General features: G+C 74.0%; 17 protein-coding genes. All 17 read left to right on the plus strand.

Features of this window, described 5'->3' with window-relative positions:
- The first annotated feature begins 1 nt into the window (after position 1).
- Genes IEJ02_RS07250 through IEJ02_RS07330 form a run of 17 tightly spaced genes read left to right on the plus strand, consistent with a single transcriptional unit; the run spans position 2 to position 20,525 of the window.
- Positions 2–457 carry a phage tail protein gene (locus IEJ02_RS07250; RefSeq protein WP_037957264.1) on the plus strand — a complete coding sequence of 152 codons (456 nt, stop codon included), beginning with the start codon at positions 2–4 and terminating at the stop codon, positions 455–457.
- 1 nt (position 458) lies between these two features.
- Positions 459–1,952, plus strand: coding sequence for a phage tail sheath family protein (locus IEJ02_RS07255; RefSeq protein ID WP_191063951.1), 1,494 nt, complete (start codon positions 459–461; stop codon positions 1,950–1,952).
- Entirely contained in the window at positions 1,949–2,467 is a 519-nt protein-coding gene (locus IEJ02_RS07260) for a phage tail protein (protein ID WP_191063952.1), read from the plus strand. Before IEJ02_RS07255 ends, IEJ02_RS07260 begins: the two co-directional genes overlap by 4 nt.
- A gap of 14 nt (positions 2,468–2,481) precedes the next feature.
- The gene (locus IEJ02_RS07265; RefSeq protein ID WP_223863501.1) at positions 2,482–2,658 is read left to right on the plus strand and encodes a putative phage tail protein; all 177 of its coding nucleotides are present in this window, start codon (positions 2,482–2,484) and stop codon (positions 2,656–2,658) included.
- Positions 2,655–3,326 (plus strand): CIS tube protein, encoded by a 672-nt coding sequence (locus tag IEJ02_RS07270; RefSeq protein WP_037957275.1) that lies wholly within the window; start codon positions 2,655–2,657, stop codon positions 3,324–3,326. Before IEJ02_RS07265 ends, IEJ02_RS07270 begins: the two co-directional genes overlap by 4 nt.
- A gap of 10 nt (positions 3,327–3,336) precedes the next feature.
- Positions 3,337–4,518, plus strand: coding sequence for a phage late control D family protein (locus IEJ02_RS07275; protein WP_191063954.1), 1,182 nt, complete (start codon positions 3,337–3,339; stop codon positions 4,516–4,518).
- 2 nt (positions 4,519–4,520) lie between these two features.
- The gene (locus IEJ02_RS07280; protein ID WP_223863502.1) at positions 4,521–5,216 is read left to right on the plus strand and encodes a phage baseplate assembly protein V; all 696 of its coding nucleotides are present in this window, start codon (positions 4,521–4,523) and stop codon (positions 5,214–5,216) included.
- The gene (locus IEJ02_RS07285) at positions 5,213–5,635 is read left to right on the plus strand and encodes a GPW/gp25 family protein (RefSeq protein WP_191063956.1); all 423 of its coding nucleotides are present in this window, start codon (positions 5,213–5,215) and stop codon (positions 5,633–5,635) included. The genes IEJ02_RS07280 and IEJ02_RS07285 overlap by 4 nt, the downstream gene beginning before the upstream one ends.
- Positions 5,632–7,572 (plus strand): putative baseplate assembly protein, encoded by a 1,941-nt coding sequence (locus IEJ02_RS07290; RefSeq protein WP_191063957.1) that lies wholly within the window; start codon positions 5,632–5,634, stop codon positions 7,570–7,572. Before IEJ02_RS07285 ends, IEJ02_RS07290 begins: the two co-directional genes overlap by 4 nt.
- On the plus strand, positions 7,569–9,632 hold the full coding sequence (locus tag IEJ02_RS07295; RefSeq protein ID WP_191063958.1) for a putative baseplate assembly protein: 2,064 nt from the start codon (positions 7,569–7,571) through the stop codon (positions 9,630–9,632). The genes IEJ02_RS07290 and IEJ02_RS07295 overlap by 4 nt, the downstream gene beginning before the upstream one ends.
- Complete coding sequence (locus tag IEJ02_RS07300; RefSeq protein ID WP_191063959.1) at positions 9,629–11,590, plus strand: phage tail protein I; 1,962 nt, start codon at positions 9,629–9,631, stop codon at positions 11,588–11,590. Before IEJ02_RS07295 ends, IEJ02_RS07300 begins: the two co-directional genes overlap by 4 nt.
- Positions 11,591–11,602: 12 nt before the next feature.
- Positions 11,603–12,862, plus strand: coding sequence for a hypothetical protein (locus IEJ02_RS07305; RefSeq protein WP_191063960.1), 1,260 nt, complete (start codon positions 11,603–11,605; stop codon positions 12,860–12,862).
- A gap of 2 nt (positions 12,863–12,864) precedes the next feature.
- The gene (locus IEJ02_RS07310) at positions 12,865–14,880 is read left to right on the plus strand and encodes a hypothetical protein (protein ID WP_191063961.1); all 2,016 of its coding nucleotides are present in this window, start codon (positions 12,865–12,867) and stop codon (positions 14,878–14,880) included.
- Complete coding sequence (locus tag IEJ02_RS07315) at positions 14,877–16,013, plus strand: hypothetical protein (RefSeq protein ID WP_191063962.1); 1,137 nt, start codon at positions 14,877–14,879, stop codon at positions 16,011–16,013. Before IEJ02_RS07310 ends, IEJ02_RS07315 begins: the two co-directional genes overlap by 4 nt.
- A 2-nt stretch (positions 16,014–16,015) precedes the next feature.
- The gene (locus IEJ02_RS07320; protein ID WP_191063963.1) at positions 16,016–16,546 is read left to right on the plus strand and encodes a hypothetical protein; all 531 of its coding nucleotides are present in this window, start codon (positions 16,016–16,018) and stop codon (positions 16,544–16,546) included.
- The gene (locus tag IEJ02_RS07325; RefSeq protein WP_223863503.1) at positions 16,543–18,417 is read left to right on the plus strand and encodes a hypothetical protein; all 1,875 of its coding nucleotides are present in this window, start codon (positions 16,543–16,545) and stop codon (positions 18,415–18,417) included. The genes IEJ02_RS07320 and IEJ02_RS07325 overlap by 4 nt, the downstream gene beginning before the upstream one ends.
- A 5-nt stretch (positions 18,418–18,422) precedes the next feature.
- Complete coding sequence (locus tag IEJ02_RS07330) at positions 18,423–20,525, plus strand: ATP-binding protein (RefSeq protein ID WP_191063964.1); 2,103 nt, start codon at positions 18,423–18,425, stop codon at positions 20,523–20,525.
- Positions 20,526–20,528 lie beyond the last annotated feature (3 nt).

A 20,528-nucleotide genomic window follows, 5' to 3' on the forward strand; every position in this document is an offset into this window, starting at 1 on the left:
CATGCCGCCCGTGACCAGGGACGATCCATACGCGTCCTATAACTTCAAGATCTTCGTGTTCAACGTCAGCGACGACGGCCTCGCGGTGAGCGGGTCCTTCACCGAGGCGAGCGGGCTGGAACTGGAGATCCCGCCGATCGAGTACCGCAACGGGAGCGAGGACATCACCGTCCGCAAGATCCCGGGTCTGAAGAAGTTCACCAACCTCACCTTCAAGCGCGGCATCACCGGCCACGCCGCCTTCTGGAAGTGGGTGGCCGACGCGCTCAACGGCACGGTGAAGCGCACCCACGGCTCGATCGTGCTGTGCGACGAGAACCGCAACGACGTGATGCGGTGGAACTTCGACCGCGGCTGGCCCACCAAGTACACCGGCCCGACGCTGAGCGCCACCAAGAACGAGATCGCCATGGAGACGCTCGTCCTGGCGGTCGAGAAGCTGGAGATCGAAACCTGACATGGCAGGCGAAGCGCTCCCCGGAGTATCCCTCGCGTGTCCGCCGCGCGGCTCGGACACCGAGCCGCTGCGCACCGACGTGGCGGCGTTCCTGGGCCGGCTCCGCCGCGGCCCGGTCGGCACTCCCGTGCGCGTGGAGAGCTGGAACGACGTCGTGGGCACCTTCGGGCCGCCGGAGGGCGCCTTCGCCACCCCGTACGCACTGCGCGGCTTCTTCGAGAACGGCGGCCGCACCGCCTGGGTGCTCCGCGTGTCCGGGCCGGCCGCCACGGCCCGGACGGCGTGGACGGTCGGTCCGCTGAGCGGTTGGGACGCCATGAGCTACCAGGTGGTGGCCACCAGCCCCGGAGCCTGGGCCAACGGCGGGCGCGTCGCCGTCCGCTACCAGGCCAGCACCGTCGCGGGACCGCCCACCGTGGGCGTACGGATCATGATGCCCGGCGAGCCGCCCGAGACCTTTCCGGGCCTGCCGCTCGTCGGCCTGGCCGACCGGCTCACCGGATCCCGCTACATCCGGCTGGTCCCGGACGGGCCGCCACCGCCGCCGGGGCGGCCCGGCCCGATCTCGATGTCCTGGGACCTGACGCTCGCGGGCGGCGCCGACGCCGCGCCCACCCGCGCGGCGTACTCGGACGCCGTGACCCTACAGGCCGAACTGCCAGAACCGGCGCTGGTGGCGCTGCCGGACCTGGGCACGGACCTGTCCGGCGCCGCGCACACCGACATGGTGTTCGAACTGCTGCGGAGCGTGGAGCCGTCGCACGACCGCCTCGCCGTTCTGGACGTGCCGCCCGCGCTGTCCTCCGTGGACCAGGTGGTGGACTGGGTGGGCTCCCTGGCGGCCACCGGCGACAGCCAGTTGCTCGGCCGCGCCGCCGTCTACCACCCACCGCTGCGCACCCCCGACGGGCAGGACCTGCGCACCGTCCCGGCGTCCGGGCACGTCCTGGGTGTCATCGCCCGCCTCGACGGCGAGCGCGGGGCGCACCACACACCCGCGAACGCCGTGCTCCTGGAGGCGGTCGACCTCGCCACCGAATACCCCGAGCCGCAGCAGGTCCGGCTGTTCGACGCCGGGATCGACCTGATCCGGTGCACCCGGGGGCGAGGGCTGATGGTGTGGGGCGGGCGCACCCTGTCCGCCGACCCGGGCACCCGCTATATCGCCCACCGCAGGCTGGTGCATCTGCTGGTGCGCGCGATCCGGCGGGCGGCGAGCCCGCTGGTGTTCGACGTCAACTCGGCCGAGCTGCGGCTGACGTTGGTACGGGCGCTGACCTCCGTGCTCCTGTCGGCCTTCAGGGCCGGGGCGCTCGCCGGGGCCCGGCCCGAGCAGGCCTTCCGGGTGGTGTGCGACGACACCAACAACCCGCCCGAGCAGGACCCGGGGCACCTGGTCTGCGAGATCGAAGTGGCCCCGGCCGTCCCCATGGAGTTCATCCGGCTGCGTCTCGTACTCGGCCAGGACCGAGGTCTGGAGGTGATCGAGGCGTGAGCCTGGATCCGCTGCCCAAATACCGCTTCCTGGTCACCCTCGACCCCGGCGACGCGTATCTGCCCGCCGCGCAGGCGCTGCTGCTGCCACTGGCCGCCTCCGGCGCGTTCCAGGAGGTCACCGGGCTCGGCGCGCAGCTGGAGGTGACGAGCTACCCGGAGGGCGGGCGCAACGACTCGGTCCACCAACTGCCGCTGCGCCACTCCTGGAACCGGATCACACTCAAGCGCGGTGTGGTGCGCGACCCGGGGCTGTGGTCCTGGTACCAGGCCGGGCTCGCCGACTCGCTGGGCGCCCGCCGCGACGGCGCGGTGATCGTGCTCGGCCCGGACGGGGCGCTTGGTGCGGCCTGGGCCTTCCACGGCGGGCTCGCCGCCAAGTGGACCGGCCCGGATCTGCACGGGGAGCAGAACGCGATCGCCATCGAGTCGCTGGAGATCGCGCACGAGGGGCTGACGAAGGTCGTGCAGGACGCCGCGGCGAGCGCCTTGCCGCGCCAGATCCAAGGGAGGTGACCGAGGTGCCGAAGGTGACCATTCACCACCTCGAGGTCCGGTTCCAGGTGGACGGCGACGACGGCGCCGTGTTCACCCGCCTGTTCAACCAGCACATCCAGGCGTGGGCGAAGTTGTACGAGGACCAGTGCGCACGCGCCAAACACACCGAGACCGAACGGCGCTTCGGCGACGCGGGGGGCGATTCATGAGTGTGACGCCCGTGTCCTTCGCCCGGCAGGGTGCCGCCCGGGCCCGGCTGGAGATCGTCCGGCCGGTGATCGCCGACGAGCGGCAGCGGCGGATCCCGCTGCGGTTCAACCCCACCGACTACAAGCTGAGCAAGAGCAACACCTTCGCCGAGATCACCATCCCCGGCCTGGAGACACCGCCCCTGCAATACGTCCGCGGCGGCACGGAGACCCTCACCGTGCAGGCGCTGGTGGACACCTCCGACACCCTGGAGAACGTACGGAAGTCCTACGTCAACGCGGTGCGCAACCTGCTGCGGCCCGACAGCCGCGAACACGCGCCACCGGTCGTGCGGTTCGTCTGGGACGAGGAGGTCTTCACCGGCGTCGTGGAGAAGCTGGACGTCAACTACCAGCTGTTCCGGCCGGACGGCGTGCCGCTGCGGGCCATGCTGGACCTCTCGCTCAAGGAGTTCCGCACCGCCGCCGCGCAGGTCGCCGAGACGCCCCGCTCGTCGCCCACGGTGGAGAAGAGCTATGTGGTGCGCCGCGGCGACACCCTCAGCTCCATCTCCGCCGCGCTGTACCGGCGGCCCGACGCCTGGCGGGAGCTGGCGCGCGCCAATGGCATCAGCGACCCACGGGACCTGCGGCCGGGCCGGGTGCTGACCGTGCCCCGGCTGGCGTGAGGAGCGCGCGATGAGCACCCCCACCCCCGAGATCGCCTCGCCCGACCGGTACGCGCCCGAGTTCGAGGTGCGCATCGAGGGCCTGGAGATGGACCCGTCCACCAAGAACGACATCATCGACATCAAGGTGAACCGGGACATCGACGAGCTGTCCGGCTTCGACCTCACCCTGAACAACTGGGACGACGTCAATCTGCGGTTCAAGCACAGCGATTCGCCGCGCTTCCGGCTCGGCGGCCGGGTCTCGGTCCGGCTCGGCTACGCCGACAAGCTGCTCACCGTCGCCACCGGGACCATCTCCACGCTCAGCCCGAAGTTCACCGACGGCGCCTCGCCCACCGTGCAGGTCAGCGGCGTGGACGGGCTGCTGCGGCTCAAGGACCGCAAGCCCACCGAGAACGAGACCAAGATCTACCGCAATCTGCCCGACTGGCGCATCGCCGAGCAGATCGCCCAGCGCAACCACCTGCGCATCGAGGTCACCCGGGAGGGGCCCACCCATGACGTGGTGGTGCAGAAGAACCAGGACGACGCGACGTTCCTGCTGGAGCGGGCCAAGCGGCTGGACTTCGACTGCTACATCCTGCCGGACGCGAAGACCGGCGAGGACACGCTGTTCTTCACCAAGCCGACCGACGGCCGCGACGGCCGCCCGATCCGGCTGTACCGGCTGGCGTACGCACCCGGGCTGAGCACCGGCCCCACCGGCCGGCCCGAGGGGCTGGTCCCCAACCTGATGGAGTTCACCCCCACCCTGACCGTCTCCCAGCAGGTCAGCAAGGTCACCGTGCGCGGCTGGGACCCCCGTACCAAACAGGTGATCGCGTTCACCGCGACCGCCGAGAACCTCCCGGCCGGGCAGAACACGGCCGACGGACAGAGCGGGCCGCAGGTCGCCGAGTCCACCCTCCAGGGCCGCCAGGAGGTCGTGGTGGACGCACCCGTAGGCAGCGACCAGGAGGCCCGCGAACTGGCGATCAGCCTGCTGCGCGAGCGGGCCTACGAGTTCATCACCGCGACCGGCAAGGTGGCGGGCCTGCCCGAGCTGCGGCCCGGCGACAACCTGGAGATCTACGGCCTCGGCCACCGCTTCTCGGGCACCTACTTCGTCAAGCGGGTCGAGCACACCCTCAACACCAGTGGTTTCTTCACCCAGTTCACCGGACGGCGGATCCATCAGGGGGACCAGTGACCATGAGGGGCACGCCACGCGCCCGCTCCACCGACAAGCGCTACTACGGCGTGGTCGAGGCGCTCGTCGTGGAGAACGAGGGCGACGACGAGGGCCAGGTCAAGCTGAAGTTCCCGTGGTTCGACGACACCACGGTCACCGACTGGGTCCGGGTCAGCCAGCTGTACGCGGGAGGCGGCTACGGCTCGGTGTTCGTCCCCGAGAAGGGCGATGAGGTGCTCGTGGCCTTCGTGCACGGGGACATGCGGTACCCGATCGTGCTCGGCGGCCTCTACAACGGCGAGGACAAGCCGCCGACCGCCCGCACCGAGGGCCGCGACCAGAAGGTCATCCGGACCCGGCACGGCCATGAGGTGCTCCTGGACGACACCCGGTCCAAGGCCGCCGTGCGGATCACCTCCGCCGCCGGACACGTCGTGGAACTGGACGACCAGGGCAAGGCCGTCCGCATCACCGCGGCCGAGGGCGGCAGCGTCACCGTGACCGCGCAGGGCGAGATCACCCTCAAGGCACCCAAGCTGACGGTCGATTCCCCGTCCATCGACCTCGGCGGCGGTGCCACCGAGCCGCTTGTGCTCGGCAACGCGCTGCTCCAGGCGTTCAACACCCACACCCACCCCTCCGCCGCCGGGCCCACCGGCCCACCCGCCCCGCCGCTCACCCCCGCCGTGCTGGCCAAGAAGGCGAGGACGGTATGAGCGAGGAGTTCCTCGGAACCGGCTGGCGGTTCCCGATCCTGCCCGACGCGTCCGGGCGGCTCGGATACGCCGTCGGCGAGGAGAGCATCGAGCACTGTCTGCGGGCGCTGCTGCTCACCGGCACCGGCGAGCGGGTGATGCGGCCCGAACTGGGCACCCGCTCCCAGGAGTTGGTGTTCGCGCCCGGCAGTGTGCAGAACCTGCGCGACCTGGAGCAGTCGATCGCCGTCGCGGTCCGCGACCATGAGCCGCGGGTGGAACTGGAGGAGGTCCGCGCGGAGGCCGACCCGGCCGACGAGTCGCGGATCACCGTCTCGGTCGTCTACCGCATCCGGCGCAGCAACACCAAGGCCAACCTGGTGTTCCCGTTCTACACCGGGCTGACCGGACCCACGGGATCCACCGGGGGCACCCCATGACCCTGCCCCCGCCGAAGCTGGACGACCTCACCTGGGCCGACATGATGGCGGCCATCCGCCGCCGGATCCCCGCCGAGTCCGACGGCACCTGGACGCTGCACGCGCCCGTCGACCCCGGTATCACCCTCCTCGAACTCTTCGCCTACCTCCTCGAACAGCGGCTGTACTGGCTCGACCAGGTGCCGGACGCGCTCGTGGTCGCCATACTGCGGCTGCTCGGCCTCGAACCGCCGCGCCCCGCCCGCCCCGCCGCCACCGTGCTGCGCCTCACTGCCCGGCAGGAGGGCACCGCGGTCCCGGTCGTCCCGGCCGGGACGGCGCTGACCCGGGATCCCACCGGGCAGGTCGTCTTCACCCTCGACGACGACGTGGCCGTGCTGCCGCTCGCCGAGGACGGTGAGGTCACCGTGTGGACCGACCGCGACCGCACGGCGGATCTGCGGGCCCGGCGCGGTATCGCCCTGCTGGCGAGCGACGGCGCCCCGGCACAGGTCCGGTTCACCCTGCCGCTCACCGGGGACCACCCCGCGCCCGGCCCGATCGGGCTGCTCGTGGAGCTGGACGCGCCCACCGCGTCCGCGCCGTCGTGGCTGCCGGGCGCGGTCGCCGACGTACCGCCGCCGGCCGAGCTGACCTGGTCCTGGTTCCGGCCGGGCACGGACATCTGCGGTGCGTATCAGAAGGTGGAGGACGGCACGGGCGGGCTCAGACGGTCCGGTGTGGTCCGGCTCCACCCCCCGGCCGACTGGTCCACACGCGACACCGGGCTCCTGGTGTCCACCCCGGCCGCCACCTACGCGGCCCCACCCCGTCTGCTCCAACTCGCCGTCAACGCCTCCGCCGCACACCACCGCCGGCACCGCGCCGTGAGCGGCGCCGATCTCCAGGACCAGATCCGCGCCTGGCTCCGGCTGCCCGGCCAGCATCTCGTCCTGCCGGACGCCGCCGACCGCCTCCTGGAGGCGACGCTGCGCCTGGCGGGCCAGGAGTGGCGTCCGGCACCGGACTTCACCTTCGGCTCCCCGGCCGACCGGATCTTCGTGCTCGACCGGGCCGAGGGCGCGCTGGTGTTCGGCGACGGACTCACCGGGCGTATCCCCCACCCGGACCCGGACGCGCACATCACTTACGCGACCGGCGGCGGCCGGATCGGCAACGGCGGCATGACCGGCAACTGGCTGCCAGCCCAGGACCTTCCGGGAACGGTCTCGGCCGCCAATCTCGTACGGGCCGAGGGCGGCACCGAACCCGAGACCGTCACCGAGGCGCGCCGCCGCGCCGCCGCCTCCTTGGGGGAGGTGACCCGCGCGGTCACCGCCGAGGACTACGTCACCCTGGCGCGTGCGACACCCGGCGTCGCCATCGCCCGCGCCTATCCGGCCGTCGGCGCGCACCCCGGCTTCCCGTGCGCCACGGTGCCCGGCGCGGTGACCGTCCATATCGTCCCGGCCGCGCCCCGCGACGACCTCACCCGCGAGGACTTCGTGGCCGCGCCGCTCCCCGACCCCGGGATGCTGCGCGCGGCCGCCGCCCACCTCGAACAGGCGCGGCTGCTCACCTCCGAGGTCTTCGTCCGCGCGCCCCGCTACCGGGAGGTGACGCTGCGCGTGACCCTGTCGGGCGACCCGGCGGACGTCACCCGTGTGTCCACCGCGCTCACCGCCGCGCTGCGCCGCTTCCTCGACCCGCTCGTGGGCGGTGAGGACCAGGACGGCTGGCCTTTCGGACAGCCGCTGCGGCCCTCGGCCCTGCTGCGGGCCGCACAGCGGGCGCTGGGCGACCTCGCGGACATCGCCGCCGTGGCGATCGGCCTCGACGGGGCCGACGCGGTGGAGGAGTGCGACGAGGTGCCGCTCGGCGCCGGGGAGCTTCCCGTCCTGCGGACGGTCCACACCCGGATCGTGCCCGCCGTCGAACCGGGGGAGGGGCTGGTATGACCGGCGAGGTGTGGTGGGAGAGGGACGCGCGGGAACGGGAGCGCGAGGACGGGCGGATCGTGCCCGGCCCCGGCCCGACCGGAGTCCAGCCCGAACTGGTCGACGCCACCCGCGAGGCCGTACGCGCCGACGTCCGCGCCCGGATCGCGGGCTACACCCCGGACTGGACCGACCCCGACCGGCAGGACGCCGGTGTCGCCCTCGTCCGCCTCTTCGGCACCCAGACCGAACCCGTACTCGGCCGCGTCAACCGGCTGCCGGAGAAGGTGCTGGCCGAACACCTGGCGACGGCGGGCGTGCGGCGCCGGCCGGCCGGCGCGGCGGCAACGCTGCTGGAGTTCACCGTGAACCCGCCGGACGGCGCCTCGGTGCTCGTCCCCACCGGGTTCCAGAGCGCCGCCCAGACCCCGGCGGGCCAGGTCGTCTACGAGACGGACCAGGACCTGTACGCCACCCCGGCCACCCTCGCCGATCTCGCCGTCCAGGAGGCCGGAACGATCCAGGCCCTGCCGCTGGGACCGGCCGGGCCCAGCCGTCCCTTCGAGCCCTTCGGCCGCGATCCGCGGCCCGGCAACGCGCTGTGGATCGGACTCGCCGGACCGGCCGCCCCCTACCCGCGGCTGTCGCTCGGCTTCGTGGTCGTCGCCGCTCCGCCCGCCCCCGCGGCCTCCGGCGGCACCGCGCCGCTGCCGCTGCCGCCCGCGCCGCTGCTGCGCTGGGACGTGCTGGACGGCAACCGGCTCGTCCCCGCCGAGCTGATGGGGGACTCCACGGCCGGGTTCGGCGCCAGTGGGACCGTCGAGCTGCGGGTCCCGCGGTCATGGGAGCCGGGCAGCCCGTCCGGCACCCGGCCCCGGCTGCGCTGGCTGCGCCTGCGGATCGCGCACGGCGCCTTCGCCGGACCCGCGCCCGTGCTGTCCGGGCTGCGGCTGAACGTGGTCGCCGCCACCGCCGCCCGCACCATCCGCGACGAGCCGCTTCAGCCCGTCCAGGACCCGGCGACGACCGGGCTGCGGCGCATGAAGCTCAGTCAGGTGCCCATCCTCGCCGGATCGGTGGTCATCGAGGTGGACGACGACACGGGCGGCGATGTGTTCGGCACCACGGCGGGCACCTCGGCCGGAACCTCGTCCCGGTGGCGTGAGGTGGAGAGCCTGGCCGGGTACGGCGCCGACGACCGGGTGTTCACCGTGGACCACGAGAGCGGCGAGGTGACCTTCGGGGACGGCGTGAGCGGCGCGGCCGTCCCGCCCGGCTTCCGCAACGTCCGCGCCGTGCGCTACCGCGTGGGCGGCGGCAGCGCCGGGGCCGTGGCGGCGGGCGCGGTCAACGGGGTGGTGACCGCGCTGCCATTCGTCACCGGCGTGAGCAACCCCTTCCCGGCCTCCGGCGGAACGGACGCCGAGCCCGACGCCGAGGCCATGCGCCGCGGCGCCGGTGAACTGCGCGCCCGCGGCCGGGCCGTGGCCCCGGCCGACTACGGGCAGCTCGCCCCCCGCGCGCCCGGCGCCTCGGTGGCCCGCGCCCGGGGCGTGCCCGGTCTGCACCCCGACTTCGCCGGGGTGCCGATCCCGGGCGTGGTGGGCGTCCTCGTCGTACCGCCCGCAACTCCGGGCGGCGACCCGGACGAACCGCCGGTCGCCACCGCCGCGACCCTGAAGGCCGTCGCCGACTTCCTCATCCGCGAAGCCGCCCCCGCCGGGGTCACGGTGGTCGCCGCCCCCGCGCCGTACCGCCGCGTCGCGGTGGAGTCCTGGGTGGCCCTCGACCCGGACCTCGACCGGTCCGCCGTCCTGGCCCGGGCCGGGGACGCGGTGCGCACCTACCTCGATCCGCTGCGCGGCGGGGAGGACGGCGCGGGCTGGCCCTTCGGCGGCGCGCTGCGCCATACGGCGCTGGTCCGGCGGCTCCTGGCGGTCGAGGGCGTGCTGGCCGTCACCCGGCTCTCGCTCACCGTCGACGGAGTGCGCCGCCCGCCCTGCACCGACCACGCCCTCCCGCCCCACACCCTCGTCTGGCCGGAGCGCCCGCTGCTGATCCCGGTTGGAGACCAGCCATGACGTGCACCCCGCACCCCGCGACCTTCCGCCTCCTCGACGCCTACGTCGGCTGGGACCAGTGGGACCTCCAGCAGGCCGACGGCATCGTCGGCTTCGAGGACCCGGCCGGACTCCGGCTCGCCCACCGCGGCGCCGCGCCGGAAGGACCCACCAGGGACCGGCTGCTGCCGTGGTTCCCCGACCCCCGCCTCGCGCCCGGATGCGGGCCGTGCGGCTGGTACCTGCTCGTCCCCGGCGATCGGCGGCTGCTGCGCCGCGACGGGTGCGGCGGCGCCTTCGCCTCCGTCTGGCCGACCGGCTGCGACCCCGACTCGCTGCGCGAACCGATCTCGGTCGCCGCGCGCGGACACCGGCTGGCCGTGGTGGAGTCCGGCCGGGTCCTGGTGTGGCGCCGTGAGGGCGGGCAACTCGCCGGTGTGATCCGGGCCAAGCGGCCCCGGTGCGCCGCCCTGGGCCCGGGCGACGACGTCCTGGTGGCGTGTCAGGGCAGCACCGACCTGCGCCGGTTCGACTCGACCGGCGGCTTCCGCGGGCTGCTGCGCACCGGTGTGCGCGGGGAGATCATGGCCTTGCGCACCGGGCCGGAGCGGACCGTGTGGCTGCTCACCGACGACGGCGGACGGCTCGGCATCCACCGTGGCGGCCACCGCCGCCCCTTCCGCCCCGTCACCGTCGACGAACTGGCCGCGGCCCTGCCGCCGTCCACGCTCACCTCGGCCGACGAGGACGGGTTCTGTCTGACCGAGAAGGGCCAGGAGGGCCCCGAGACCCTCTGCTTCACCTGGCAGGGAGAGCCCCGGGACCCCGCGCCGCCCGCCACCGACGCGTACGTCACCAGCGGGTCGTACCTCACCACCCTCATCGACAGCGGCATTTCGCGGTGCCGCTGGCACCGCGTGCGCCTGGACGCCGATGTGCCCGCCGGGACAGCGGCCGCCGTCGAGATCGTGGTGAGCGAGGACGGCCGGTACGACGAGAGCGACTGGCAGGCGTCGGCCCCGGGCGTCACGGACTTCCTCGTCGACCAGCCGCCCGGCCGCTTCCTGCGGCTGCGGCTGCGGCTGTCGGGCGACGGCGGCTCGACTCCGGTGCTGCGCCGGATCCGGCTGGACTTCCCCCGGGTCACCAGCGCCGACCTGCTGCCGCCGGCCTTCCGCGCGGACCCCGCGGCCGACGATTTCACCGAGCGCTTCCTGTCGCTGTTCGACGCCACGCTCGCCCAGCTCGACCGGGTGATCGAGCGGTATCCGTCGCTCCTCGACCCGGCAGGCGTCCCGGACCGGGCGCTGCCGTGGCTGGCCGGGCTGCTGGGCCTGTCGTTCGAGGCGGGCTGGGACGCCCGCACCCGGCGCGCGCTGCTGGCCGCCGCCCCGGAGCTCTACCGGCGCCGGGGCACGCCGTGGGCGCTGCGCGAGGCGGTGCGCATCGTGTTCGGGGTGACCCCGGTCGTGGACGAGCTGGCGGCGGACCGCCGCTGGGCCCACCTGCGCGCGGCACCGGACCAGGGCAGGGGGAGGACCCAAGGGCTCGGCGCCATACGGCTGTTCGGCCGCTCGGCGAGCCGCTTCCGCGTCGGCGGCACGGCGCTCGGCGCGGCGCCGCTGCGCGCCTTCGGCGCACCGGACAGCGACCCGTTCACCGCGCACGCGCACCGGTTTCGGCTGCTGCTGCCCGCCGGATCGGCGGACGCGACGGCGCTGCGGCGGCTGGTGGAGCGGCAGGCGCCCGCGCACACGGTGGGGTCGGTCCGCACCGGCGGTGCGGGCTTCGTGGTCGGTTCGCGGTCCACGGTCGGCGTGGACACCGCGTTCGTTCCGCTGCCGGCGCCCGTACTGGGCGGAGCCGACCCTGTGCGGTTGGGCCGCGACGGGGTGCTGAGGCCGGGACCGAGAGGGTTGCGCCGAGGGGTGGGCGTGGGAGTCGTCTCCGCCGTCGGTGTGCACACACAGGTGTCGTGAGAGGACGGGGCGATGACCGAGACAGGACCATCGAGGACCGAGGAGTTCCACGCGCCACCACTGCGCCGGCTGCGGTACTTCCACGGCCAGATGCTGGGCGCGCGGGACTTCCAGCGCGAACAGGAGTATTTCCGCGAGAAGTTGAGACTGCGCATGCGCTGTCTGCTCGGCTACGGCGTGGTGTGCGGCCTCCACGTGGAACCGGTGCCACGGGATGAGGACGACTGCCCGTCGGACACCGGCGAAGAGCCGCCACCGGCCGAACGGAGCGATGCCGAACCGCGGCACACCCGGCGCAGGGCCAAGGTGAGGATCACTCCCGGTCTCGCCGTGGACTGCGAGGGCAACGAGGTCGTGGTGCGCGGCGGCTGCGAGATCGACCTGTGGAAGGCGCTGCCCCCGCACGAACGGGACACCGACACCGTCTGGATCGGCGTCGAGTACGCCGAGCGGCCCGTCGAGCCCACCCGCGCCGTCTACAACGACGCCTGCGCGGACACTGGCGACTGCGAGTTCGGCTGGACCGAGGAGTGCTGCACGGTGCGGGTCACCGGCTGCGAGCCGCCGGTGGACGAGCGCTGTGACACCTGCTGCGAGCCGTGCGAGCACACGGTGCTGTGGCTGGCCAGGATCGATTGCGTGGACTGGTACGAGCCGGTGCGCCACGACCAGATCCACATGAACGTACGCCGCCCGTTCGGCCGCCATCTGCCCACGGTGATCACCGGTATCAACTGGATCCACGGCCACACCTACACCATCGACGAGGCCAAGGACCTCCTCGGCACCCTGGACGAGGACGGCGGGCTCGTGGTGCGGTTCTCCGCCGACGTACGGTCCGACACGCTGCGGCCCGGTGTGGTGGAGCTCCAGGTGATCGAGGGCGGCAGCGGCCGCAACGCCTCCACCTGGTACATGGGCGGCACCTTCGCCGAACCGGACCTGGAGTCCGACGAGTCCGACGAGTCCGACGAGTGCGACGAGTTCACGCGGGAGTTCCGCTACCGCCAGACCACGCGCGAGACGCTGCAGGACGGCGACCGCGTACTGATCACCGTCCGTGCCGCGTTCCTCCTCGACCGCTGCTGCCGCCCGGTCGACGGCACCCATGTCGGCGGGCGCGTCCCGCTCATCCGCACCGGTTCGACGCTGTCGGCCGAGCACGGCGGCGACGTCTGCGACCTCCCGCCCTCGGGCATCGGGCCCTGGACGTCCGGCACCGGCGCGGGCGGGGACGTCTTCGAGAGCTGGTTCTTCGTGAAGGAGCGCTGATCATGCGAACAGACTGCGGATGCGGCTGCGGTGGTGACGCCACCCGGACCTCCGCCTTCGTACGTCCTCGCTTCTTCGCAGGGCAACTGCTGACCGAGGACGACCTCAGCCTGCTGGTCGAGTACACGACGGCGAAGCGCAGACTGCACAACCGGTCCCTGTACGGGCCGGGCGTCATCTGCGGACTCGGCGTCACCTGCGACCCGTGCGGCGGCGGAACCGTGGCGGTCCACCCCGGACACGCGCTGGACTGCGCCGGGAACGACATCGTGGTGCCCTGCACCGAGCGGGTCGACGTCACCGCGCTGGTGCGGGAGCGCCGCATCAGTGCGCTGGGCGTGGACTGCGGGGAGGACTGCGACAACGACGGCGACGACGGCGGGCGCCGCTACGGGCTCTATGCGCGCTACCGCGAGCTCCCCGTCGAGCCGGTGGCGCCGTACGCCACCGAGGAGCCCTGCCCCTCGCCGGGGTGCGTGCCCTCCAGGATCCAGGAGGGGTACCAATTCGTCGTCAAGTGCGACGACTTCGAGGACCACCGCCACAACCCCGGTACCCGTCTGCTGATGACCCTCGGCGACCTCCCACGCGCCGACCAGACCCGCACCCGCGACCGGCGGCTCGGGTTCTACACCGACGCCCTGACCGTCGCGTCGCTCGGCACCGGCCGGGCCTTCCGCTTCGACGCCGCCGACGCCCAGCGGTACGCCACCGCCTTCGCGTGGCTGCGCGACAACGCGGGTGGGGAGGGCCCGCCCGCCCCACCGACGGCCCGCGAGATGACCGAGCACGTCCGCGCGCTGGCCGCCGCCGTCGCCCGGTACGACACCTACGACGCGGCCGGGCAGGCCCAACTCGCACGGGACTACCCGGACCTCGCCACCCTGAGGGAGGCCCGGAGCACCCTGGGCACGGCGTGCCGGCGGCTCGGCGGCGCCGACCTGGAAGCGGCGTGGCCGGACCCGCTGCGCGCCGGGATCGCCCGCGCCGTCGTCACCGAGACCGCGGCCCGCGTCGTACCGGAACGGGGCGACCCGGACGCGCCGTGCGAAGTGCGCATGCTCGCCCAGGGCACGCCGCTCGGTCACGCGCTGCGGGTGGAGTTCCGCGCGGACCTCGGCCTGATCCGGGAGTGGCTGCTGTGCCGACTGGACCAGACCATCGACCTCGCCGACTGCGCCCTGCGCCAGGACATCGCCGCCGTGGACGTACCGCCGCTGCTGCCGTCCCCGCCGCCGGACAGCACCGAGAGGGCGACCATCTCCGAGTTGCAGCAGATCGCGGAGGCCGCCGCCGCACTGGGCACCGCGGTGCGCCGGTTCCTGACCGACGCGGCGTGCGCCACGCTCAACCCGCCGTGCGGCGACTCCACCGACACCGACGTCCTGCTCGCCCATCTGGAGCTGGATGGCTGCGATGTCGTACGGGTCTGCTCGGCCACCCGGGAGCAGGTGCTGCCGGGCGGGTCGGCGTACGGCGAATGGCTGCCCAAGCTCTACCGGCTGCGCGAACTCGCCGAGCGGGTGTGCTGCCGGCCCGTGCCGCGATACCAGAAGCCCACGCTGCCGTCCGAGGGCCCGGTGGCGCGCCCGTACGCGGACGGACTGCTCGGCGACTGGCCGCGCACCGGGGACCTGGAGGAGATGCTGTCCCTGCTGCTGACCCCCGCACCCGGCGAGACACCGCCCAAGGCGCTGCACGAACAGGTCTATACGACCCCCAGCGAAGTCACCGACAGCATGCAGGAACTCGCCCGGCTCAGAACACAGGTCGCCGATCTGACCGCCGCCGTGGAGGGGCTGCGCGCCCAACTGGGCAGCGCGCAGACGCAGGTGAGCCACCTGGAGGAGCGGATGCCGAGCCGGGCGCCGGACCCATCCGGCGAGCCCGCGCCGGAGCCGGACCAGACCCCGGACCAGCCGCCCGAGCAGGGGGCTGAGCAGGCGGCCGAGCCCGCCAAGCCCCCGGCCAAGCGCACCCGGGCTTCCCGCACCCGGAAGCCCGGTGAGACGCCATGACGGGCCCGCTGCGCCCCACCTTCCACGAGGGCCAGGTGCTGGCCGCCGCGGACCTGTCGGCCACGGTGGAGTACGCGCGCGGCGGGGCCGCCCGGCACGCCCGGCACCTGCACGAATGGGGCATCGTCGAAGGGCTCGGCCTCGTCACCCAGCCCCGTACCGACCCGCTGACGGGCGTCCGCCATGTCGAGGTGAGCGTCTCGGCGGGCATCGCGGTCGACGGCACGGGCCGCGAGGTGGTCGTCACCGAGCCGGTCGTGCTGCGCGAGAGCGACTTCGAGGAGGTCAACGGCGCGGACCAGCCGACGGACGAGCCCTACCCGGTCTTCCTCACCGCGGCCGACCGCGAACCGGCCCAGCCCGCCGGACCCGTCTCCTGCTCCGGGAGCGCCACGAAGACCCGGGTGGAGGAGTCGTACCAGATCCTCTTCGGGCGGCTCGGCGACGAGCGGCTGGCCGCCGAGCAGCAGCCGCCCGCGATCGGCGACCCACCGGCCGCCCCGCCCACCCGCTGGCTGGTCCTGCTGGGCTATGTCCACTGGGCGGACGGCCACTTCAGCGGCGTCGAGACGGCGGCGCGCGGCGTCGCGGCGCGGTTCGCCGGAGTGCGCGCGGACACCGTCTCGGCCCGGTCGGGCGCGCTGACCCTGCGGACGGGCACGGAGACCCAGGAGGGCGAGCCGGCGCTGGTCCTGACCGGCGGCGAGACGCCGAACCTGGTCTTCGGCCTGTACCAGGGCGGTGGCGCGGTCGCCCCGCTGATGACCGTGGCGGCCAACGGCAACCTCACCATCGAGGGCAGCTTCGGCGGCCGGATGTCGGCCGGCAGCACGCTGGTGGCCTCCGGCACCGCCACCGACGGGATGCTGCTGCCGCTGCCGTCCGGCGTCACCCCGGAACAGGTCGCCGACGGCCGGGTCGTGATCCATGTCCAGCTGACCCCGCGCATCCCGCCCCTGGCGGATTCGGCGCTGTTCAGTCCGGTGGAGGCCACGGTGGACGCCGACCGCCGGGTCCGCTGCCGGGTGCGCGTGTACAACCCCTCGGTGAACTGGAAGCAGCCGGTCGAACAGCCCGGAGCGGTCGACTTCCTCGTCCTGGCGACGGTCGCGGCAACGAACGGCGGTGGCTGACGATGGCTCTTTCCGTGGTGTACGCCCACGACACCGGCCATGTCGTGGGCGCGCTCGCCCTGACCGGCGCCGATGCCCCGGCCGATGTGGCCTCGCTCGTCGGACGCGCGTTGCCGCTGCGCGTCTCCCTGGGCGAGGGCCGCGTCGCGACCCTTCCGCTGAACGCCAGGGACCTCGCCGTGGCGGCCGTCGACGACGAACCGGGCGCCCTCGCCCAGCCGTTGGCCCACGGGGTCGAGATGACGCCCGAGGGCAAACCCAAACCGGGGCTGGTGCGCCTCGCGTCGTGGGCCGACGGCATCGCGCTGGCCACCGACGGGGTCACCGTCACCGTGAAGGTCGCCTCGGCCCGCGCCACCCCCGTGGTCGCCCTGGTCTCCGACGAGCAGGACACCCATGTGCTCACCGGGGAGATCCCCGCCCAGCAGACCCAGGTGAAACTGCCGGTGACCCTCGAGGCGGGCAGTGCGCACGGAGTGCTGGTCCTCGCGGTCGGCTGGGCGGGCCGCCTGGAGCGGCTGGAGGTGACGTGAACGTGCCCACCGCGCCGCCCACCGGCGAGACCGGCGAGACCGGCGATGGCGGTGAGACCGGCGAGATCGCGGTGCGCCGGTGCACCGTCACGGTGGTCCGGCGCGGTGGCTGGAGCTGGGGACCCGAGCCACGCGGGCTGATCCGCCGTGTGGTGGAGGCCCTGCCCGAGTTGCTGGCGGACCACTTCGCCGAGCGGCTGGCGGCCGACGGGCCGGATGTGGAGATCACCGAGCCGCTGACCGTCACCGTCCGGCCGGGCCGCTCCGGGCGCTCCACGGCCGGCGGTCCGCCGGTCGAGGTCCACTTCGCGCCGGTGCCGGTCGTGGAAAACCCCGCCGGCGAACCCGGCACCGACGCCGAGTCGTCCGCGCGGTCCTTCGAGGAGTCCCTCGCGGCGGACCCGGACCCGTGGACCGCCCCGGGCGCCGCCGCGCTCTTCGCCGAACTCGCCGAGCGCGACGAACTGGACGCGCTGCTCGCGCTGTTGCCGGACGCGTCGGTGCGGGCGTACTTCCCCGCCCTGCTCGGCGTCGACGACACGGCGGCCGTACGGCTGCTCGCCGAACTCGTCGGGCGCGCCCTCGCGGCGGACCACACGCCCGCTCACCCGCCACTCGGCGAGGCCGCCGGCCCTGGGCCCGCCGAGACGCTGCCCGGGCGTCTGCGCGCCGCCGTCGTGGGCGCCGACACGGCGGAACTGCCCCAGTTGCTCGCCGGCTTCCTGGCGTCGGCCGACCGCGCGGAGGCCGTACGGCTGGTCCGGTCCCTGGCCGGGCCGTACGACCCGGGCGCCGAGGAGCCGCCCGGCACGGCGGGCTCCACCGCCGCGGGTGCCACCCCCGGGGCGAGCACGACCACCGGAGCGCGGACCAGTGGCGAGGTACGGGTGTGGTCCGCGCTGCCCTTCCTCCTCGCCGGGCCCCTCGCACGCATCGGCTACCTCGACGCGGTCGGACCCGCCCTGGCCGGGATCGAACTCGCCGAGGACGCACCGCTGTTCGCGACGGCCCTCGCGTACAAGGTGCTGGGCGCGACCGCACGGGGCTGGCGCCGCACCGAACGCGACACCGAGGCCGCGGCCGCCTTCGCGGGCCTCCCGCCACCCGTCGCCGAGGAACGGCTGACCGACTTCGCCCGCCAGGCGGGCCCCGCGCTCCCGGTCCTCGACGGCGTCCTGGCGCTGTCGGTGTGCCGGGGCCACGACCCCGCCGACCCGCTGCTGCTCACGGGGGCCGACGACGGACTGCTCCTCGTCGACGCCCACGGCATGTTCCCGATCGCCTGGACCGCGGAGGCCGCCGGACTGCTGCCGCACTGGGAGACCTGCGGGCGGCCGCCCGTGCTGCTCTGCGACGGGCCCCTGCCGCCCGGCACCCTGCGCAACCTGGCCTCGGCGGGCGTGCCGTTCCTCACCTCCGTACGGCCGCTGCGCGGCGACCCGGTGGCGCGGCTGCCCTGGCGCACCCCGCTGTGGGCCGCCGAGGGCGCGGCACCGGACCCGCGCCTCGCCGCCCAACTGCCCGCCCACGCCCAGCGGTGCGCGAACCTGGTCACCGCCCTGGTCACCGAGCGCCGGGCGGTGCCGCTCGCCCGGCACTGCGGCCTGGAGCGCACCGTCACCCTGGCCGCAGCGCTCGGCCTGTCCACGATCGCCTGGACGCTCTGGCGCGACCGCGAGACACCGGATCCGGTGCCGGCCCTGCGTCGCTTCGCCGACCTGGAGGCCACCGTGCGGTTCGAGGCCACGGCCGTCCGGGTGCGCGTCCCGATGGGACGGCGCCACATGGACCTCTACAACAGCGGCCTGCTCGCCGACGTGCCCGATGTGGCCTGGCTGGGCGGCCGGACCCTGACCTTCTCGGCCGGGTGAGACCCATGGGCGTCATCGCGGTGGAACACCTGCGGATCCGGCTGGCCGGGCTGCACGGGGCGCTCAGGGCCGCCGTCGAGCGCCAGGCCCGGCTCGCCGCCCGGCTCACCCGGCCGGACCTCACCCCGTACTGCGTGACCGACGAACAGGTCGATGTGCTGCTCGGCGAGGTGCAGGCCTTCACCGACACCATGGCCGAGCCGTACCTGCCCCGACCGACGGAGCCGGAAGCCGAACGAGACCTGAGGCGGCGCGCTTCCGCCGAGGGCATCACCCTGCCGCTGGACGCGCTCGCCACCCGCTTCGGCCTGACCCGCGTGGAGCAGGACGCCCTGCTGCTGGCCGCCGCGCCCGAGCTGGACCGCGGCTACGAACGGATCTACGCCTACATCGTGGACAACCTGAACCGGCGGCTGCCGAGCGTGGAGCTGCTGGTGAGCGTGGGCGCGGACAGCGCGGCCGCACGCCTGGCGCTGCGCCGCTCCCTCGGCCCCGCCGGGCCGCTGCGCCGCTATGGACTTCTGCGCGCACACGGTGAGGCCGCCGTCGAACTCGCCCAGGAACTCCTCCCCGGCCCCGGGGTGCTGGACTTCCTGCTGGGCTGGGGCGGCGACGTCGGACTGCTCGGCCACGACCCCGGCGAGGTCGCGCCGCCGGAGCCGCGCGTGCTGTCCCCGTACCTCTCCTCGGACCGGCTCGCGCGGCTCGGCCGTGCGCTGGGCCGCGGCGACATCGACCTGGCCGGGCTGTGGGGCTGCCCGCCCGACGGCCAGCTCGACGCCGCGCAGGCGCTGGCCCGGGCCGCGGGGGCACCGCTGCGTACTCTGACCGACGACCCCGAGGCCGACCTGCGGACGGCCGCCGCGCTGGGCGCGGTGTTGTGGATCCCCACCGACGATCTGCACGGCGAGTCGCGGCGCCACCTCGCCGACGCGGTGTCCGCCGCGCTGCCGCGCTCACACGTGCCGGTGTGCCTGACCGGCCTGAAACCATGGCGCCCGCCCGGCCTGCTCGCCGCGCGCGCCTACGCCGAACTCACCGTGCCCGTCCCCGGCTTCACCGACCGCCGGGCGATGTGGTCGGCCGCCCTGCCGGAGCTGAACGGCACCCTCCTGGAAGACCTCGCCGTCCGCTACCGGATGAGCGGCGGTGAACTGCGCGCCGTCGCCTCGGTCGCGAACGCCGGGGCGCGCCTGGCCGGAAACGGACGCCCGGAGCCGGTCGCTGCCCACGTCGAGCCCGCGATCGCCACCGTCACCCGCGGCCGCAGCGGCAGCGCCGTCCACTCGATCACGCCCCGCCGCACCGTGGACGACCTGGTCCTGCCCGATGTCCAGTTCCGCCAGATCCTGGAGATCGCCTCGGCCTTCCGAGCCTGGCCCCGCATCGCCGAGAACTGGGGCTTCGCCCACCGCTCGGGCCACGGCGGGGTCAAGGCGCTCTTCACCGGGGAGCCCGGAACCGGCAAGACCATGTCCGCCGAGATCGTCACCGGCATGCTCGGCCTGGAGTTGCTCAAGGTGGACCTCGCCCAGGTCGTCTCCAAATGGGTGGGCGAGACCGAGAAGAACATGGAGACCGCGTTCCGGCAGGCCGAGGAGAGCCACGCGGTGCTGCTCTTCGATGAGGCCGACGCGTTGTTCGGCAAGCGCGGCGAGGTGAAGCACGGCACCGACCGCTACGCCAACCTGGAAGTCGGCTATCTCCTACAGCGCCTGGAGGCCAGCGACGGTCTGGTCATCCTGACCAGCAACCTCAAGGACAACATCGACCCGGCCTTCACCCGGCGCTTCCACTTCGTCGTCCACTTCCCCCGCCCGGCCACCGCCGAACGCCGTCGGCTGTGGCGCCTCGCCTTCCCCCAGGAGGCCCCGCTCGCGCCCGATGTGGACCTGGACGCCCTGGCCCGCCTGGACATGACCGGCGCCGCCATCACCGCGGCGGCCCGCACGGCCGCACTGGCGGCGGCGGACGGGGGCGGCGATACGATTGCCATGCGCCATGTCGTACGTGGTGTGGCACGCCAGTTCCAACGCGAGGCCCGCCTGCTCCGCCCGACCGAACTGGGCCCGCACGCCCATCTGCTCGACGACGCATCCCAGGGGTGAAGC

Origin of the sequence: Streptomyces sp. 5-10 (assembly GCF_014712245.1) — a bacterium.
GTDB lineage: Bacteria > Actinomycetota > Actinomycetes > Streptomycetales > Streptomycetaceae > Streptomyces > Streptomyces violaceusniger.

Bases quoted from the DNA above. Each gene is read 5' to 3' on its own strand.
- IEJ02_RS07250 (WP_037957264.1), top strand. From the start codon at position 2: ATGCCGCCCGTGACCAGGGACGATCCATACGCGTCCTATAACTTCAAG.
- IEJ02_RS07255 (WP_191063951.1), top strand. From the start codon at position 459: ATGGCAGGCGAAGCGCTCCCCGGAGTATCCCTCGCGTGTCCGCCGCGC.
- IEJ02_RS07270 (WP_037957275.1), top strand. From the start codon at position 2,655: ATGAGTGTGACGCCCGTGTCCTTCGCCCGGCAGGGTGCCGCCCGGGCC.
- IEJ02_RS07275 (WP_191063954.1), top strand. From the start codon at position 3,337: ATGAGCACCCCCACCCCCGAGATCGCCTCGCCCGACCGGTACGCGCCC.
- IEJ02_RS07280 (WP_223863502.1), top strand. From the start codon at position 4,521: ATGAGGGGCACGCCACGCGCCCGCTCCACCGACAAGCGCTACTACGGC.
- IEJ02_RS07285 (WP_191063956.1), top strand. From the start codon at position 5,213: ATGAGCGAGGAGTTCCTCGGAACCGGCTGGCGGTTCCCGATCCTGCCC.
- IEJ02_RS07290 (WP_191063957.1), top strand. From the start codon at position 5,632: ATGACCCTGCCCCCGCCGAAGCTGGACGACCTCACCTGGGCCGACATG.
- IEJ02_RS07295 (WP_191063958.1), top strand. From the start codon at position 7,569: ATGACCGGCGAGGTGTGGTGGGAGAGGGACGCGCGGGAACGGGAGCGC.
- IEJ02_RS07300 (WP_191063959.1), top strand. From the start codon at position 9,629: ATGACGTGCACCCCGCACCCCGCGACCTTCCGCCTCCTCGACGCCTAC.
- IEJ02_RS07305 (WP_191063960.1), top strand. From the start codon at position 11,603: ATGACCGAGACAGGACCATCGAGGACCGAGGAGTTCCACGCGCCACCA.
- IEJ02_RS07310 (WP_191063961.1), top strand. From the start codon at position 12,865: ATGCGAACAGACTGCGGATGCGGCTGCGGTGGTGACGCCACCCGGACC.
- IEJ02_RS07315 (WP_191063962.1), top strand. From the start codon at position 14,877: ATGACGGGCCCGCTGCGCCCCACCTTCCACGAGGGCCAGGTGCTGGCC.
- IEJ02_RS07320 (WP_191063963.1), top strand. From the start codon at position 16,016: ATGGCTCTTTCCGTGGTGTACGCCCACGACACCGGCCATGTCGTGGGC.
- IEJ02_RS07330 (WP_191063964.1), top strand. From the start codon at position 18,423: ATGGGCGTCATCGCGGTGGAACACCTGCGGATCCGGCTGGCCGGGCTG.